The sequence below is a fragment of the Pseudomonas sp. P4_C8 genome (assembly GCF_056401975.1).
This window is the reverse complement of record NZ_JBFUIH010000025.1, coordinates 76,092-92,735: the sequence shown is the minus strand read 5'-3', so window position 1 is coordinate 92,735 and position 16,644 is coordinate 76,092. Positions and strand designations below refer to the sequence as shown.

The window sequence follows — 16,644 nt, the reverse complement described above, 5'->3', positions numbered from 1 at the left end:
GCCCCGAGATAAATCGCGGCGCGCGACAGGCTGTTGTGAATGGCCGGGCGTTCGGCGGACGGCAGCGGGAATGTAGTGCGACGGTTTTCGTGGTCGATCCAGATGACCGTGTCGCCGTCGATTTCCAGGCAATGGGATAAGGAATGGCTCCAGCCAAACCCGAGGCCGCAGTCGATCTCGGCGGCGCTGGTGCGATAAAGCCGGGTGAAGTCGAACGGCAGGAGGCCGCCCAGCGAACCGTCGGTGAGGGTCAGCAGTTCTTCGCCGGTGACCATCGACACCGGGCATTTGTTGGTGGCGGTTTTGTTGGCGGAATCGGCACTGTCGCCGTTGGGGTTTGTCGCCTGATCCGGGACGTTGTCGTGGTGTTCGTTTTGCTTGAGGGTGGTGTTGCGCTTGGCATCCCAGCGCAACTGCATCCGGCCTTTTTTCAGACCTGCCGCGACACCGCGCGCGGCGACGGCTTTGTAGCGGTCAACGTAGGAAATGAAGCTGTTGATGATTGTGAAGATCGCTTTGACGAAACCCAGAACCGCGTCGACGATCCGCGTGCCGTAGTTCGCAAGACGCATCCCCAGATAGGCAACGCCCGCCCCCGCACCGGCGAAGGTCAATACGATCCCGATCAGAATGTCGATGAGCAACTGCACCACTGTCGTTGAAATCGCTTCGGCCGTTTTACCGGCGATCTCGCTGGGTGGCAGCATGTCCAACCACAGGCTGGCCGTGCGCAACAGCAAACACAACGCCGCTTCGTCACTGACCAACAGCTGGACTTTTGCCATCGTGGCCGGGAATTTTTCTGCCAGTTCGGCCAATTGCTCGGCACCACTGCCCAACCTTCCAACGAACTTACGGGGATCCTGGAGAATGTCCGAGAGCAGGCTGATGCTGTCCCACACCCCCACAATCGCTGCCCAACTTCCCGCGAGCATTCCGTTCCCGGCGGCCGCAAAGGTCGACTGCGACCACTGCGGTTTAAACCCGGCCCACTCACCGCGCAGCCAGCCGTCCAGTTCTTTGCTCAGGCCGTCATAAGAGGAGAACAGATCATCAATTTGAGCCGGCGTAACTTCACTCTGAACATGAACACGGTAAAACTTGCCAGGTGTCCCTTCGAACTGCCCTTTACCATTTTCATCGAGCGTAACCGGCGTGCTCTCGCCGCCATCAACAGCAATCACATCAACCGAAATGTTCCCCAACGGAATGTCATAAACCGACTCAAACTTGCTCTCAATCTCCAGAATCCCGCCGTCCGAACACTGCGCAACACTGGATAAAAAATCATCGTCGCCACTGCTCACCGCAGTCGTCGTATTACCGAGTTTTATCAGCCGCTCCATGCCCATCAGCGACGGCATGTCCGTGGCGCGACTGGTCTGATCCGCCACCTGGTTAAACCAACSCTKCAACTGTTCGCGRTARAGCGWMAGCGTGTSYGGAAAACTGTCGAGTTCCTGCTCGATGCGGGCGATGTGSGKCATCAACGCASCGAACGGCAKGSAGTGGRGWGRAMAATCGGGTCRAWCATGRGCAATCCCTCGCGCAGAAAATGGGCGCGCGAGACTTTGCMGGGGATCARWCAGGAAAGAAGTCAGRRRAGTAGGCGATGSCTGTAGGGAAAATCTTAGATTCGCCACCACCGAACAACAGGCAGGCACAAACACAAACGTGGCGTGAGATTTCCCTCACGCCACGTTTGTGTATCGGACATCGATTTATTTACTGCCCACCACCCCGAGCCGCCAACTCTTTCAGCTTGAGCTCAGCCAACGGATGCCCGGCCTTCGCAGCCATGCCCCACCAGCGAGCAGCCTCAACTGGATCCGGCGCCTTGCTCGGCGTACCCGCCAGGCTAATCACCCCCACCTGATACGCCGCTTTCCCATCGCCCGCCAGCGCCGCCAGGCGCAGCAATCGTACGCCCTCCTCGCGAGCCCCAAGGCCGACGCCGCGAAAGGTCAGGATGTGGCCATAGAAGCTCTGGGCGCCGACGTCACCCAGGTTCGCCATGCGCGCAAACTGGCCTTCGAGCCAGCTCCAGCCCCGCGGCTGGCGCACAAACCACGACCAGTGAAACAACCGGCGGGCCAGCCAGTAGCCGGCCCGGGCCTTGAGCTTTAAAAACACTCAGGCCTCTGCCGATTCGGGGTATTCGTATTCAAACACTCGCACCACTTCCGAAGCGTGCCAGGAAGCGGCGGCGACCCCGTCAGACGGTCCGGAGAAACGCCCCAGACGCTCGACACATTCGAAGAAGCCGGTGCGCGGCAGGCGGCTGGCACCCTGGCTGATCACCAGCGAGCTGCGCAGTGGCTGCTCGGCCTTGGCGTCCAGCGCGGCCAGATGTTCGAGTGCAGCGGTCAAGGTTTGCATGGCTGGCGTGGGCAATTGCAAACGCTCCAGCAACGCGCGATACGTCAAAAGATGGCGCTGACGTCGTGCCTGGTCCAGCTCCCCCAGTAATCCGTCCCAATGGTGACGACTGATGCGTACGCTCACGATTCATCCCTCCACCCTGACACCGTCAATTCCCAGGCCAGGCTGCGGCGAATCGCAGCGTCGGGTTGACGCTCGCCACTTTCAATCAAGGCCAGATAAGACGGGCTGATGCCTACCGTGCGGGCCAACGCTTCAATGGCGATGCCCTTCCCTTCGCGCAAACTGCGTAGTTGATCCAGACCCGGAAGAATCTGGTCTGGTGGTGGCGCGTGACGCACTGGCGCGTCGGGCGCCGGTTGCTGGTTAATGCCTGCTGCTTTTAGTAGAGCCTGATACTGAGCCCACGGTAAAACTGCATACTCGGGCTCGCCTTCGCGTGTGATTATCTGAATATCCATGACTTCCCCGTAGGACAACGACACTTTGCGAGTCGGCACTTTTCCCTAGAAGTGTAATCCTAACAGCGGCCAAGGTCGCGCGGGGGCATGAATAAAGGGGATTCTCAATCGGCCCGGTTCTTTTTCGGGCTCTGGAGCCGAAGTTGTTCCGCGGTATCGGGCAGACGCTCGACCACTGCCAACTTTTCCGGCACTTGACGCTTGCGCCAGGCGCGGAAGGCATTGAGTTCGTCGTCGAGTACTTTCATCAACCAGGCCAGCACGGCGATGTCGTCGAGCATGCCAAACAAGGGGAGGAAATCCGGAATGGCATCCACCGGACTGAGGAAGTACATCAGGCCTGCGACCACCGAAATCAGCGCCTTCGGGCTGATGGCACGGTACTCCCCACGCCAGTAGGCCAGGCACAGTGCCTGCAATAAACGCAGATCATCTTTAATCTTGCCCAGGCGATAACCCTGACTCGCACCTTTACTGGCGACGGCGAACAGCAGTGTCGGCAAGCGCCCGCGTGCGAGCAGGCGCCCGGCGAGTGGCAAGAATCGAGCGAAACTCCAGGGTGCTTTCATCATTCCTCCCACTGAAATGTTATCCACACAAATTGTGGATAACCTTGTGAACAGAGCTGCTTTTCGCGGCTGAAAGCCCCGTTTCATAAGGGTCCAGCTCAGATCGGGCGTTTTTTACTCACATAAAAAAACCCAAGATTTCATTGACTTGGAACCCCGGCGCAGCTAGCACAGGCGTCCTCAATGGCTATGACTCCAGCGTACAGCAACCGTTCGCTTTGTTTACCGTCACTGAATACCAGATGCAACAACGCCCCGCATTAGCGAGGCGTTGTTGTCAAAGCAGACGCTGATTACTTGGCGGCGTCTTCTTTGGCTGGGTCTTTGGCTGGATCTTTGATCGCCAACAGTTCCAGATCGAATACCAGCACCGAGTTGGCTGGAATCGCCGGGCTTGGGCTTTGGGCGCCGTAGGCCAGTTCGCTAGGGATGTACAGTTTGTACTTCTCACCCACGTGCATCAGTTGCAGGCCTTCAACCCAGCCCGGAATCACACCACTGACTGGCAGATCGATCGGGCTGCCGCGCTCGACGGAGCTGTCGAAAACGGTACCGTTGGTCAGCTTGCCGGTGTAGTGAACAGTCACTACGTCAGTCGGCTTAGGCTGTGGGCCATCGGCTTTCTTTTCCACTTCGTATTGCAAGCCCGAAGCGGTGGTCACTACGCCGGCTTTCTTGGCGTTGTCTTCGAGGAACTTCTTGCCGGCAGATGCCGACTCTTCGCTCATCTTGGCCATACGCTCTTCAGCACGCTTTTGCAGGGCGGCGAAGGCTTCGACCAGCTCGTCGTCTTTGAGCTTCTGCTCTTTCTTGCCGACGGCATCTTCGATGCCCTGGGCTACGGCTTTGGAATCCAGGTCATCCATGCCTTCCTGAGCCAGGCTTTTGCCCATGTTCAGGCCAATACCGTAGGAAGCTTTTTGCGCCGGAGTTTTCAGCTCTACGCTGGTCTGCGAATCACAACCCGCGAGTACCAAGCTAACCAGGGCCACCGCCGCTGCCAACCGATGCTGTTTCATGCTATTTCCTTGTTCATGCGCCTAAAGGGCAATCGAGTAAAGCCGCGAGCTTATCAGGCGGCCACGACCAATGGCTACCGGGATGAGAGCAGGATTCTCCTGATAAGTTCAGGTGTTTTAACTCATTTCAGCATTGGCAGCATGAAGCTTCTGTCATCTAGGTGCCTACAACAGCTGATCCTGTATCCCACAACATATGGCGTAATGGCCTCTTGCCGCACCTCGGTGCACTGAGACATAAGAGAGCGACAAATTAACAAGGAAGTTTATCGTGCGCCTTTTATTTCGCCTGCTGATGCTGGCCGCTGTGCTGTTGGGACTGGGCCTCATCGTGGCTCTGTACTACGTCGCCAACCCAAAATTACCGACCTGGTCACCCGCGCAGCAGGTGCATTACCTGGAGCAGTGGAGCGCTGAAGACCGCCAGACTTACTACTTCACCCCCCAAGGCACTCAGGTCAAAGGCTTGCGCTATGACTGGTTCACCGCCCTGGAACTGCCCTTCTCCCAGCAACGATTCGCTTCGCCCGACTACCTCGCTCGCTTTGGCTTCCTGATCGACCCCGGTCAGAAGCCCGCGCCAAACAATCCTGGCAATTTGCCCGCAGGCTTTGCCCGTCACCAAAACCCCGGCAGTCCGGACGTGTTTCTGGACATCACGTGCGCTGCTTGCCACACCGGTGAGTTGCGCTTCAACGGCCAGGCGATCCGCATTGACGGCGGCTCGGCGCAACATGTTTTGCCTTCCAGTGTTCCGACGTTGAAAGGGGGCAGTTTCGGGCAAGCGCTGGTCGCCAGTCTGACCTCAACTTACCTGAACCCCTGGAAATTCGAACGCTTCGCTCGAAACGTGCTGGCCGAGAACTACGACGCCCGGCACCCACAATTGCGCAAGGACCTGAAAGCGTCTCTCGATACCTTCGTGAAAGTTGCCTGGAACGATACTCACCGCGGTCTCTACCCCACCGAGGAAGGACCGGGCCGCACCGACGCCTTCGGGCGCATTGCAAACGCCACGTTTGGCGATGCGATTTCAGCTGACAACTACCGCGTGGCCAATGCCCCGGTGGATTACCCGCAACTGTGGGACATGTGGACGTTCGACTGGGTGCAGTGGAACGGTTCGGCGCAACAACCCATGGCTCGCAACATCGGCGAGTCCTTGGGGGTGGGCGCCACACTGAGTTTCTTCGATGCCAACGGCCAACCGCTCAAAGGTGATGAGCGCTACCCGTCGAGTGTCCGATTGCACGACTTGCACCAAATCGAACAAACCCTGCAACGGCTCAAACCACCCGCCTGGCCTGAAGCGCTGCTCGGTGCAGTCGACAAGCCGCTGGCAGCCAAGGGTCGAGAGTTGTTCAGCGAAAATTGCGCCGGTTGCCATAACCCGCGCTCAGTCGAGAGCGACGGACGCTGGGTACAACATCTGAAAATGCTCCCGGTGGATTTCATTGGCACAGACCCGGGGGCCGCGAACAACATTGCTGACCATCGTTTCGACCTTTCCGCCCTGCGATGGGATCTGACAGAGCTCAAACAGATGGATGTGCATTTGCAGCCGACACCCACTGAACCGCTGGATTTGAGCAAGTTGTCGTCGGCCAAAGGGTTGGCCTACATCACCGCTTTCGTCGGAAATCGTGCCTACCGTGATGCGAACATTCCAACCGCTGAACAACCGGCCATGAATGGCTTCGGCCTGCCGATTGGCGTGCGTGAGTTGCGCGCCTACAAGGCACGCCCCCTGGCGGGGGTTTGGGCGACAGCACCCTTTCTGCACAACGGCTCAGTACCGAGCCTTTATCAATTGCTCTCGCCTGAGGATGAACGCGCCACCACCTTCTATAAAGGCACGTTCGAGTACGACCCCCAACACCTTGGCTATCGCACCGAGGCCTTCACCAATGGCTTTGTGTTCGACACGCGCATCACCGGCAATCACAACAGCGGTCATGAGTTCCGTGCCGGCAAGCGCGGCAACGGCGTAATTGGCCGCTTGCTGCAACCGGAGGAACGCTGGGCGCTGCTTGAGTACCTGAAAGTATTGGACGGCCCCTTGGAGGCACAATTGCCATGAGCACACTCTGGATGCGCTTTGGCGCGATTCTCGGCAAGTCCCTTTTGTGGTTGCTTGGCCTTGGATTCCTCGGCTGGGCGCTGGCCACGGCGTGGTTTGCCTGGCAGCACAGCGGACCGGTTTCGGCGCAAGAACTGATACCGGACGGCGAAGCCGCCATGACCCAGGACGTCATTCAAACCGCGGTGCGCATCGTCGATCAACACCGGGAAAGTACCCGCTACCTGCGCGACGCTCATGCCAAGGCCCATGGCTGCGTAAAAGCCGAGGTTCAGGTGCTGCCGGATCTTTCAGAAGCACTGCGCCAAGGCGTGTTCAGCGAACCCGGCAAAACCTGGCAAGCGACGATGCGTCTGTCCAACGGCAACGCATATCCGCAGTTCGACAGTATTCGCGATGCCCGGGGCATGGCGATCAAATTGCACGATGTGCCCGGCAAGCAACTGCTCGCCGATCAACAGCGCCGCGGTGAACAGGACTTTGTGATGTTCAGCCATCCAAATTTCTTCGTCAGCGATGTCGCCGAGTACCGTCAGAATGTGGCGGCGCAGGCTGACGGCCAGAAGCTGATGGCGTTTTTTCCTGGCTGGGACCCGCGCACTTGGCAGGTTCGCCATCTGTTTATCGCCCTGGCGACACTCTCCACCGCACCGGAAAGCCCGACACAGACGACTTACTTTTCGGTTTCGCCCTACAAGTTCGGTGAAGCCAATGCCAAATTCCGGGTAATGCCGGACCCGGATAGCTGCCCGACTTATACCCTGCCCGCACAAAACCAGAAACTGCCTAATTTCCTGCGTAATGCGCTGAACCAGCAATTGTCGGCCGACCGGGTGCCAGCCTGCTTCGTCCTGCAGATTCAGCGCCAGGACCCGAGCCAATACATGCCCATCGAAGACACCAGCATTGAATGGAGCGAAAACGATGCGCCGTTCGAGACGGTCGCGCGGATCAAACTGCCCGCTCAAGACTTTGATACACCGGCGCTGAACCTACAATGCGACAACCAGTCGTTCAACCCATGGTTTGGTCTTGAGGCCCATCGGCCGATTGGGGGCATCAATCGTCTGCGCAAAGCGGTGTATGAAGCCGTAAGCGATTACCGCCACAGTCGCAACGCTGAGCAGTAAGCCAGCAAAAACGAAAAAAGCGGCCCGAAGGTCGCTTTCTCAGTGAAAATCGGGGATTTGCCAAACGCCAGACAGCAAAAAGCCCGCATTAAGCGGGCTTTCTGTGTGGTGACCTGGCGTTCAGCGTTCCAGGTGACCGAATATGGCGCAGCGGACGGGACTCGAACCCGCGACCCCCGGCGTGACAGGCCGGTATTCTAACCGACTGAACTACCGCTGCGCGTAGCGTTGAAAGTGGTGGGTGATGACGGGATCGAACCGCCGACATTCTGCTTGTAAGGCAGACGCTCTCCCAGCTGAGCTAATCACCCTTTACCTTCGTTGCGGGGCACATTATGCCACATGTTTTCGTAAAGTGTTGATTTAATTGAATTATTTTTCAAAAAAATCCGAAAACCGGTGAAACGATGCAACCTGCAGGAACAACGGACAATCTACAGACAGAAAAAAACCCGCGTTAGCGGGCTTTTCCGTGGTGACCTGGCGTTCAGCGTTCCAGGTAACCGAATATGGCGCAGCGGACGGGACTCGAACCCGCGACCCCCGGCGTGACAGGCCGGTATTCTAACCGACTGAACTACCGCTGCGCGTAACACTGAATGCGAATGGTGGGTGATGACGGGATCGAACCGCCGACATTCTGCTTGTAAGGCAGACGCTCTCCCAGCTGAGCTAATCACCCTTCACGTTCGGTGTGGCGCGCATTCTACGGAGCGACCTCACCTCTGGCAAGCACTTTTTTAAATAATTTTCTCAGGCCTTCCAAAGGCTTAGCGAAGGGTTGGCCTATGGCGCCGCGAAGAGAATAATGCCCCCCTTTGTATATAAGGAGAGACTTACCCCATGTGGTTCAAAAACCTGCTTATCTATCGCCTGACCCAAGATCTGCCTGTTGATGCCGAGGCGTTGGAAACTGCACTGGCCACCAAACTGGCGCGTTCATGTGCAAGCCAGGAGTTGACCACCTACGGTTTCGTCGCGCCTTTCGGCAAGGGCGAAGATGCACCGCTGGTCCACGTCAGCGGCGACTTCCTGCTGGTCTCTGCGCGTAAAGAAGAACGCATTCTGCCGGGCAGCGTCGTGCGTGACGCCGTGAAGGAAAAGGTCGAAGAGATCGAAGCGGAGCAAATGCGCAAGGTCTATAAGAAGGAGCGCGACCAGATCAAGGATGAAATCATCCAGGCTTTCCTGCCGCGCGCCTTTATTCGTCGCTCGTCGACTTTCGCCGCCATCGCGCCGAAACAGGGACTGATCCTGGTCAACTCGGCCAGCCCGAAACGTGCCGAAGACTTGCTGTCCACCCTGCGTGAAGTGATCGGCACCCTGCCGGTACGTCCACTGACCGTAAAAATGTCGCCGACCGCCACCATGACGGAATGGGTCACTACCCAGAAAGCCGCTGACGATTTCTTTGTGCTGGACGAATGCGAGCTGCGTGATACCCACGAAGACGGCGGGATCGTGCGTTGCAAGCGTCAGGACCTGACCAGCGAAGAAATCCAGCTGCACCTGAGCACCGGCAAAGTGGTCACTCAGTTGTCTCTGGCTTGGCAAGACAAGCTGTCTTTCGTGCTCGACGACAAGATGGTGGTCAAGCGCCTGAAGTTCGAAGACTTGCTGCAAGACCAAGCGGAACAGGACGGTGGCGAAGAAGCCCTGGGCCAACTGGACGCCAGCTTCACCCTGATGATGCTGACTTTCGGCGACTTCCTGCCGGCGTTGGTTGAAGCGCTGGGCGGCGAAGAGACCCCGCAAGGGATCTAAAAAACCGATTCCCCCTGAAGAAATCGGTTCACCTGTAGGAGCCGGGCTTGCCCGCGATGGCGGTGTGTCAAGCAGCTGAAATGTAGACTGGCCCACCGCTATCGCGGGCAAGCCCGGCTCCTACACTGATTTTCGCGGTCGTGGCCTTCCTGCAACCGGCGTGGTTCATCGGTCTCAAAGGCGCGATCGTGCCGCTGCTGGGGCTGGTGATGTTCGGCATGGGCCTGACCCTCAAACTTGAAGACTTCGCCGAAGTCGCCCGCCATCCATGGCGCGTGGCCTTGGGCGTGGTTGCGCATTTCGTGATCATGCCCGGCGTGGCGTGGTTGCTCTGCCAGGCGTTTCACCTGCCACCGGAAATCGCCGTCGGTGTGATTCTGGTCGGTTGCTGCCCAAGCGGCACCTCCTCGAGCGTGATGACGTGGCTGGCACGCGGCGATCTGGCCCTGTCGGTGGCCATTGCCGCCGTCACCACCCTCCTCGCCCCGTTGCTGACCCCTGCGTTGATCTGGCTGCTGGCTTCGGCCTGGTTGCCGGTGTCCTTCATGGAGCTGTTCTGGTCGATTCTGCAAGTGGTGCTGTTGCCGATCATCCTGGGCGTGGTGGCTCAACGTGTACTGGGTGCCAAGGTTCGCCACGCGGTGGAAGTGTTGCCGCTGATCTCGGTTGTGAGCATCGTGATCATCGTCACCGCCGTGGTGGCCGCCAGCCAGGCGAAGATTGCCGAGTCCGGTCTGCTGATCATGGCGGTGGTGATGCTGCACAACAGCTTCGGGTATCTGTTGGGCTACTTCACCGGGCGCCTGTTCAAGCTGCCATTGGCCCAACGTAAATCGCTTGCGCTGGAAGTCGGCATGCAAAACTCCGGACTGGGTGCCGCGCTGGCCAGTGCACACTTCTCGCCGCTGGCGGCGGTGCCGAGTGCTTTGTTCAGCGTGTGGCACAACATTTCCGGGGCGCTGCTCTCGACGTATTTCCGGCGGATGAGCGAGAAAGAAGACCGGGAATTCGCTGCGCGGCAGGCAACCGAATAAGCCGAAAACTTGATCCCCGGGTTAATGATGGGCACTCTATGGCGCAACGCGAGGACGACCTCGCGGCTCGATCGAGTCATTAATCTGGGGACGACCCCGTCAATCGATGGAGGTCTTTCATGTCCTGGATCATCCTGTTTTTCGCCGGCCTGTTCGAAGTCGGCTGGGCCGTTGGCCTGAAGTACACCGACGGTTTCAGCCGCCCTCTGCCCACCGCGTTAACCGTTGCGGCCATGGCCGTCAGCCTTGGCTTGCTGGGTCTTGCGATGAAGGAATTGCCGCTGGGCACAGCCTATGCGATCTGGACGGGGGTGGGTGCGGTCGGTACGGTGATTGCCGGAATCATACTGTTTGGTGAATCGATGGCGCTGTTTCGGCTGGCCAGTGTGGCGTTGATTATTGCCGGGTTGGTTGGGCTCAAGGTCAGCGCTTAAACCACTACCGCCTTCGCGAGCAGGCTCGCTCCCACATATGATCTGTGTCAGTCACAAATCCCCTGTGGGAGCGAGCCTGCTCGCGATGAGGCCCGCACAGTCACTGATTATCTAACTGCCCCACGCAAATCCCCCACCAACACCTGCAACTTCGCCGGCTCCGCCGCTTCAACCGCCACAGCCGGCCCCGCCACCAACGTCACCCGCGACCACAACCGATGAAACAGCCCCTTGCCCGGATCGCGGCTGAAGAAACTCCCCCACAATCCCTGCAACGCCAGCGGAATGACCGGCACCGGTGTTTCTTCAAGAATCCGCGTCAACCCGCCCTTGAACTCGTCGATCTCACCATCGGCGGTCAACTTGCCCTCGGGAAAAATGCATACCAGCTCGCCGTCCTTCAGATACTGCGCAATCCGCTTGAAGGCTCTTTCGTAAATTTGAATGTCTTCCTGACGCCCCGCTATCGGAATCGTCCCGGCCGTGCGAAAGATAAAGTTCAGCACCGGCAAGTTGTAGATTTTGTAGTACATCACAAAGCGAATCGGCCGACGCACTGCGCCGCCAATCAGCAGCGCATCGACAAAGGACACGTGATTGCACACCAGCAGCGCCGCGCCTTCATCGGGAATCAGATCCAGATTGCGATGCTCCACGCGGTACATGGAGTGGCTGAGCAGCCAGATCATGAAGCGCATGCTGAATTCGGGGACGATCTTGAAGATGTAGGCGTTGACGCCGATGTTCAGCAGCGACACCACCAGGAACAACTGCGGAATCGACAGTTTGACCAGGCTCAACAAGATGATCGAGACAATCGCCGACACCACCATAAACAGCGCGTTGAGAATGTTGTTGGCGGCAATCACCCGCGCCCGCTCGTTCTCGGCGGTGCGCGACTGGATCAGCGCATACAGTGGCACGATGTAGAAACCACCGAAGATCCCCAGACCAAGGATGTCGATCAGCACCAGCCAGGTGTGACCAAACCCGAGGACTTCGACCCAGCCATGGCCCGTCACGCTGTCCGGAACTCCGCCGGAATGCCACCACAACAGCAAGCCAAACACGGTCAGGCCGAACGAGCCGAACGGCACCAGGCCGATCTCGACTTTGCGCCCGGAGAGTTTTTCACACAGCATCGAACCGAGCGCGATACCCACCGAGAACACCGTCAGAATCAGCGTCACCACGGTTTCGTCGCCGTGCATCCACTCTTTGGCATAGGCCGGGATCTGCGTCAGATAAATCGCCCCGACAAACCAGAACCACGAGTTGCCGACAATCGAACGCGACACTGCCGGGGTCTGCCCAAGACCCAACTTCAAGGTGACCCAGGACTGGCTGAAAATGTTCCAGTTCAGACGCATTTCCGGCGAAGCGGCCGCCGCCCGTGGAATACTGCAACTGGCCAGGTAGCCGAGCACGGCAACGCCAATGATCGCGCCGGAGACGATAGGCGCGTAGTGACTGGACGACATCATGATCCCGGCGCCGATGGTCCCGGCGAGAATCGCCAGGAAGGTGCCCATTTCCACCAGCCCGTTGCCGCCGACCAGCTCTTCTTCGCGCAGGGCCTGGGGCAGGATCGAATACTTCACCGGCCCGAACAGCGCCGAGTGGGTGCCCATGGCGAACAGCGCAACCAGCATCAACGACAGATGATCGAAGATAAAACCGACGGAACCCACCGCCATGATGACGATTTCGCCGAGTTTGATCAGACGGATCAGACGGTCCTTGGCGAACTTCTCACCGAACTGCCCGGCCAGTGCCGAGAACAAAAAGAACGGCAGGATGAACAGCAGCGCGCAGAGGTTGACCCAGATCGAGCGGTCACCGTCGAGGGTCAGTTTGTACAGAATGGCGAGGATCAACGACTGCTTGAACAGGTTGTCGTTGAACGCCCCGAGGGACTGGGTCACGAAAAACGGCAGAAAGCGCCGGGTGCGGAGCAAGGTGAACTGTGAGGGGTGACTCATCTTCCATGTGTCCCTGATGTTGGGTTGCGAGTGGCGTGGATACCCGTATTGGAATGTCGAACGGCGATCCAGGCCACACACTACCTAATCTTGGCAGGTTATTTCTTTAATCCTGCAATGCACGGCGACACAAACAGTTCGCCCCGCCACGCGCCTTGCAGTGTCCGCCGGGAGACAATCAGCCACATCACCGATAGCAGCACCACCAGTACACAGCCAAAGATGCTGAAAAAGGTCAGGTTCAAGGTGCTGGCCAGTTTCAATGTCGCCAGCGAGTAGACCCCCAACGGGAAGGTAAACCCCCACCAGCCGAGGTTGAACGGGATGCCGCCGCGCAGGTAACGCAAGGTAATCAGCACCGCGATCAGCATCCACCATAAACCAAAACCCCACAGGGTGATCCCGGCCACCAGCCCCAGGCCTGCGGCGATTTCACCGATGCCTGGCAGGCCGTTGGCGGCGAAGATGGCCGGGGCGTCCGCCCCCAGCAGCAACATGCCCAGCGCTCCGGTGCCAATCGGGCCCAACGCCAGCCAACTGGAGGCTGCCATGTTTTCGTGCGGCAGTTTATGCAGCGCCATGCGCAGCAACAGGATCGTCAGAATGCTGAAGGCTACCGGCAGGGAAAAGGCCCACAGCACGTAACTCGTCACCAGCACCACCAGTTGCGAATGGGCATCCGCCAAGTGCGGCGCCAGCAAGCCACCGCTGGCAGCGGCGACTTCTGCGGCCACCACCGGCAACAGCCAAACGGCGGTCATTTGGTCGATGCTGTGTTCCTGACGGGTGAACATCATGTAAGGAATCAGCACGCCGCACGCCAGGGACATCGCCACATCCAGCCACCAGAGCATTTCGGCGACATGAACCACACCATCGCCCCAGCGTGGCAGACCAAACACCAGAAAACCGTTAATGATGGTCGCGAGGCCCATGGGAATGGTGCCGAAGAACATCGACACCGTCGAATGGCCGAAAATTCGCCGGGCTTCGTTAAAGAACAGCACCCAGCGCGCCGCGTACACGGCGGTGAACAGCACGAACAGGAAAATATTGAACAGCCACAACCCTTCGGCGAACACACGCAAGCCGGGCATGGCGAGGGGCAATTGCGCCAGCGCTAATGCCAGCACCCCGGTGCCCATGGTCGCGGCGAACCAGTTGGGCGTGAATTGGCGGATGACTTCACGCGGGTGGTGCAAGTGGCTGAACGGCTTGATGCCGGTTTTGAGGCTGTTGGTGCATGTCATGGCAAACTCCTGTCCTCGGGTGAGGTAGAGCCCATGGTAGAACCGAATCGAATATCTATATAACGGGTAATATCTCTATATCTTATCTATTTTGCAGATATAGCGTCAGACGCTGCCTTCCGACTCGATCACCAGTATTCGCGCCGCGCCTTGCGGATACGCCACATGCTCGGTGCCAACGGACGCATAAAAAATGTCGCCGACCTCCAGTAGCACGTCCTTCTCAATGCCCTCTTCGCGATAACGCATCTGTACCCGCCCATCCAGCACCACAAACACTTCCTGGCCATCGTTGACGTGCCATTTGTAAGGCTGATCCGTCCAGTGCAACCGGGTGGTGATGCCGTTCATGTTGGCAATATCCAGCGCGCCCCAGGCACGTTCAGCGGTGTAGGATTTGCTGCGGATGATCTTCATATGGGCGGTCCGTCGAATGAATGACGACGCCAAGGCTAGCGATCAATGCACATCAGCACCACAGGCTTTCAACGATCGCTGACGCATCAAGGCCAGCCAAGCGCCAACGCAGAGCACGATCAACACTGTGCCATAACCGTCGGTGGTCGCGACCAGGCCGAAGGTTCGCGTCAGGTTCCCCGCCAGCAACGACGGCAAACAGAACGCCAGATAGCTGAGCACATAAAACGCCGACATCAGACCCGCGCGTTCATGGGGTAGAGCCAACGGCACCAGGCTGCGCACGGCACCGAGAAAGCCGGCGCCGAAACCACAGCCGGCGACGAGCGTGCCGAGGAAAAACAACAGCAGGCTGGCGCTGTGCACGCCCAGTAAAACCAGGACGATCCCTGTCGGCAACAGACTCGCACCCAACTGTAGCGCCAGTGCGGCGGGGCGATTGCGCAGGGTGAAAATCATCAGCGCCCCCGTCACCGTCAGCGCGGCGACAGTCGAGCCGGCAATCAGGTTCGAGGTGGAACCGGTGGCTGTGCGCACCAAAGACGGCGCAAGGGACGCATAAAAACCGCCGAGCGCCCACGTGGCGGTGTTGAGCGGTAATACCCGCCATAAGGTGGTACGCGCCTGAACCGGCACATGCAGGGTCGGTCGCAACGACGCCCATGCCCCAGGCTGTCGCGAGACACTTTCCGGCAAACGCCAGATGTACAACGCCTGCAACGCAAACACGATGAGCAGCAGCCAATAGGTTAAATGCAACGGTGCCGGTGCAAATTCAGCGAGCAAACCACAGCCCAAACCACCCAGGGCCATGCCGAGCAACGGCGCAACGCTGTTGATCAGCGGCCCTTGCTGGCGGTCTGTGTCCAATAGCGTTGCACTGAGCACGGCGGTCGCCATGCCGGTGGCAAACCCTTGCAACACCCGGGCACTGATCAGCCACGCAATGCTGTCAGCGTGGATAAACAGCAACATCGCCAGACCATTCAGCACCACGGCGGTGAAAATCACCGGTTTGCGTCCAAGGTGATCCGATAGAGAACCGACTGTCAGCAGCGCAGCCAGCAAGCTGAAGGCGTAGACGCCGAAAATAAGGGTCAGAGTCGCGGCCGAGAAGTGCAGCTGCTCCTGGTACAAGCGATACAACGGCGTCGGTGCCGTGGAAGCCGCCAGAAAACTGAGTAAAGTGATCGCCAGAAACCACAGGCTTGCACGATTTGAACGAGAACTGGACATCGGCACACTCCGCAAAAGCTAATTTTTCGCTTTTGCGGAGTGTGCTATCGGCTGGCGCTTAAAGCAAATTCTTTGTGTTAAGGTCCGGTGCATGGCTTTTAGAGCCGGGGCTTTTGCCTTTATGGCAAGTCTCGGCGAGAACAGGAAACACCTAATGACAGGCCCCACTTTACGTCCCGGCGGCCGCAGCGCCCGGGTGCAGGAATCGATTCACAAGGCTGTACGCGAATTGCTCGAAGAGCAGGACCGCACCACCGTGACCGTGCCGCAAATCGCCGCGCGTGCGGGGGTTACGCCTTCGACCATTTATCGGCGCTGGGGTGATTTGTCGGCGCTGCTGGCGGACGTCGCCCTCGCCCGCATGCAACCGGAAACCGAATCGGCCAATACCGGCAGCCTGTGCGGTGACGTGCAGGCCTGGGCGGAACAGTATCTGGACGAGATGAGCTCCGAACCCGGTCGCAACATGCTGCGCGACGTGCAAGCGAGCCTCAAGCCGAGCTATTGCGCAACGATTATTGGCGGGCAGTTGCAGATGATTCTGGATCGTTATCCGAATGAGCCCAAACCGAGTGTCGATCGGCTGATCAACATGGTGGCGGCCCCTATCGTGTTTCGAATCCTGTTTTCCGAGGCGCCGCTGGAGGTTGAGGAATTGCATCGGTTGATCGGGATTGCGTTGAATCAGTAAGGGCCCCATCGCGAGCAGGCTCGCTCCCACAGGGATAGCATTCCAACTGTGGGAGTGAGCCTGCTCGCGATAGGGCCAGCACAGACAGCCAAAATCCGACTGACACACCGCCTGCGACACCCCGCCACGCCACGACCTTGGTCGACACTGACTAACCGGGGCCATCGTGCGAGACTGTCTGACCGGGCGGGAGTC

Annotated in this window: 16 protein-coding genes and 4 tRNA genes; 6 read left to right on the top strand and 14 right to left on the bottom strand. The window is 58.7% G+C overall.

All coding sequences use genetic code 11. The features are described 5' to 3' along the window. From AC1DWM_RS17335 to AC1DWM_RS17310, 6 genes are all read right to left on the bottom strand, one after another. Nucleotides 1-1,487 (bottom strand): DUF6531 domain-containing protein (locus AC1DWM_RS17335; RefSeq protein WP_477795754.1); only part of this gene is annotated, 1,487 nt, incomplete at its 3' end. Nucleotides 1,488-1,725: 238 nt separating this feature from the next. Then, the gene (locus AC1DWM_RS17330; RefSeq protein ID WP_477795753.1) at nucleotides 1,726-2,133 is read right to left on the bottom strand and encodes an SEL1-like repeat protein; all 408 of its coding nucleotides are present in this window, start codon (nucleotides 2,131-2,133) and stop codon (nucleotides 1,726-1,728) included. Next, a complete protein-coding gene (locus tag AC1DWM_RS17325) occupies nucleotides 2,134-2,505 on the bottom strand; it encodes a hypothetical protein (RefSeq protein ID WP_007945207.1) in 372 nt (123 codons plus the stop codon). After that, nucleotides 2,502-2,843 carry a helix-turn-helix domain-containing protein gene (locus tag AC1DWM_RS17320; protein ID WP_477795752.1) on the bottom strand — a complete coding sequence of 114 codons (342 nt, stop codon included), beginning with the start codon at nucleotides 2,841-2,843 and terminating at the stop codon, nucleotides 2,502-2,504. Before AC1DWM_RS17320 ends, AC1DWM_RS17325 begins: the two co-directional genes overlap by 4 nt. Nucleotides 2,844-2,947: 104 nt before the next feature. Beyond that, entirely contained in the window at nucleotides 2,948-3,412 is a 465-nt protein-coding gene (locus tag AC1DWM_RS17315; RefSeq protein WP_223513997.1) for a YkvA family protein, read from the bottom strand. 293 nt (nucleotides 3,413-3,705) lie between these two features. Beyond that, nucleotides 3,706-4,431 (bottom strand): FKBP-type peptidyl-prolyl cis-trans isomerase, encoded by a 726-nt coding sequence (locus tag AC1DWM_RS17310; RefSeq protein WP_223514000.1) that lies wholly within the window; start codon nucleotides 4,429-4,431, stop codon nucleotides 3,706-3,708. Between the two features lie 271 nt (nucleotides 4,432-4,702). Here AC1DWM_RS17310 and AC1DWM_RS17305 point away from each other — a divergent pair, with 271 nt between their 5' ends. Together AC1DWM_RS17305 and AC1DWM_RS17300 are read left to right on the top strand one after the other, a co-directional pair. Beyond that, a complete protein-coding gene (locus AC1DWM_RS17305) occupies nucleotides 4,703-6,511 on the top strand; it encodes a di-heme-cytochrome C peroxidase (protein WP_477795751.1) in 1,809 nt (602 codons plus the stop codon). Then, a complete protein-coding gene (locus tag AC1DWM_RS17300) occupies nucleotides 6,508-7,641 on the top strand; it encodes a catalase family protein (protein WP_477795750.1) in 1,134 nt (377 codons plus the stop codon). Before AC1DWM_RS17305 ends, AC1DWM_RS17300 begins: the two co-directional genes overlap by 4 nt. 143 nt (nucleotides 7,642-7,784) lie before the next feature. Here AC1DWM_RS17300 and AC1DWM_RS17295 read toward each other — a convergent pair. From AC1DWM_RS17295 to AC1DWM_RS17280, 4 genes are all read right to left on the bottom strand, one after another. Further along, a tRNA-Asp gene (locus AC1DWM_RS17295) sits at nucleotides 7,785-7,861 on the bottom strand. A gap of 15 nt (nucleotides 7,862-7,876) precedes the next feature. After that, nucleotides 7,877-7,952, bottom strand: a tRNA-Val gene (locus AC1DWM_RS17290). 199 nt (nucleotides 7,953-8,151) lie between these two features. Beyond that, a tRNA-Asp gene (locus AC1DWM_RS17285) sits at nucleotides 8,152-8,228 on the bottom strand. Nucleotides 8,229-8,247: 19 nt separating this feature from the next. Continuing rightward, a tRNA-Val gene (locus AC1DWM_RS17280) sits at nucleotides 8,248-8,323 on the bottom strand. A gap of 161 nt (nucleotides 8,324-8,484) precedes the next feature. On the opposite strand from AC1DWM_RS17280, the gene rdgC reads away from it, so the two are divergent. The 3 genes from rdgC (at nucleotide 8,485) to sugE (ending at nucleotide 10,873) form a co-directional block, all read left to right on the top strand. After that, nucleotides 8,485-9,405 (top strand): recombination-associated protein RdgC, encoded by a 921-nt coding sequence (gene rdgC / locus AC1DWM_RS17275; protein WP_223514009.1) that lies wholly within the window; start codon nucleotides 8,485-8,487, stop codon nucleotides 9,403-9,405. Between the two features lie 125 nt (nucleotides 9,406-9,530). Continuing rightward, nucleotides 9,531-10,439: a bile acid:sodium symporter family protein gene (locus AC1DWM_RS17270; protein ID WP_223514210.1), complete on the top strand. Its 909-nt coding sequence runs from the start codon at nucleotides 9,531-9,533 to the stop codon at nucleotides 10,437-10,439. Nucleotides 10,440-10,558: 119 nt separating this feature from the next. Further along, complete coding sequence (gene sugE, locus AC1DWM_RS17265; RefSeq protein WP_007945200.1) at nucleotides 10,559-10,873, top strand: quaternary ammonium compound efflux SMR transporter SugE; 315 nt, start codon at nucleotides 10,559-10,561, stop codon at nucleotides 10,871-10,873. Nucleotides 10,874-10,980: 107 nt separating this feature from the next. Here sugE and AC1DWM_RS17260 read toward each other — a convergent pair whose 3' ends face one another. The 4 genes from AC1DWM_RS17260 to AC1DWM_RS17245 form a co-directional block, all read right to left on the bottom strand. Then, nucleotides 10,981-12,855 carry an MFS transporter gene (locus AC1DWM_RS17260; protein ID WP_477795749.1) on the bottom strand — a complete coding sequence of 625 codons (1,875 nt, stop codon included), beginning with the start codon at nucleotides 12,853-12,855 and terminating at the stop codon, nucleotides 10,981-10,983. Nucleotides 12,856-12,953: 98 nt separating this feature from the next. Beyond that, a complete protein-coding gene (locus AC1DWM_RS17255; RefSeq protein ID WP_477795748.1) occupies nucleotides 12,954-14,105 on the bottom strand; it encodes a TDT family transporter in 1,152 nt (383 codons plus the stop codon). A 105-nt stretch (nucleotides 14,106-14,210) separates the two neighbouring features. Next, nucleotides 14,211-14,522, bottom strand: coding sequence for a cupin domain-containing protein (locus AC1DWM_RS17250; RefSeq protein WP_223514017.1), 312 nt, complete (start codon nucleotides 14,520-14,522; stop codon nucleotides 14,211-14,213). A gap of 42 nt (nucleotides 14,523-14,564) precedes the next feature. Then, nucleotides 14,565-15,758 (bottom strand): MFS transporter, encoded by a 1,194-nt coding sequence (locus tag AC1DWM_RS17245; RefSeq protein WP_477795747.1) that lies wholly within the window; start codon nucleotides 15,756-15,758, stop codon nucleotides 14,565-14,567. 154 nt (nucleotides 15,759-15,912) lie between these two features. Between AC1DWM_RS17245 and AC1DWM_RS17240 the strand changes: the two genes are divergently transcribed. Then, nucleotides 15,913-16,449 carry a TetR/AcrR family transcriptional regulator gene (locus AC1DWM_RS17240; protein WP_223514022.1) on the top strand — a complete coding sequence of 179 codons (537 nt, stop codon included), beginning with the start codon at nucleotides 15,913-15,915 and terminating at the stop codon, nucleotides 16,447-16,449. Nucleotides 16,450-16,644: the final 195 nt, after the last annotated feature.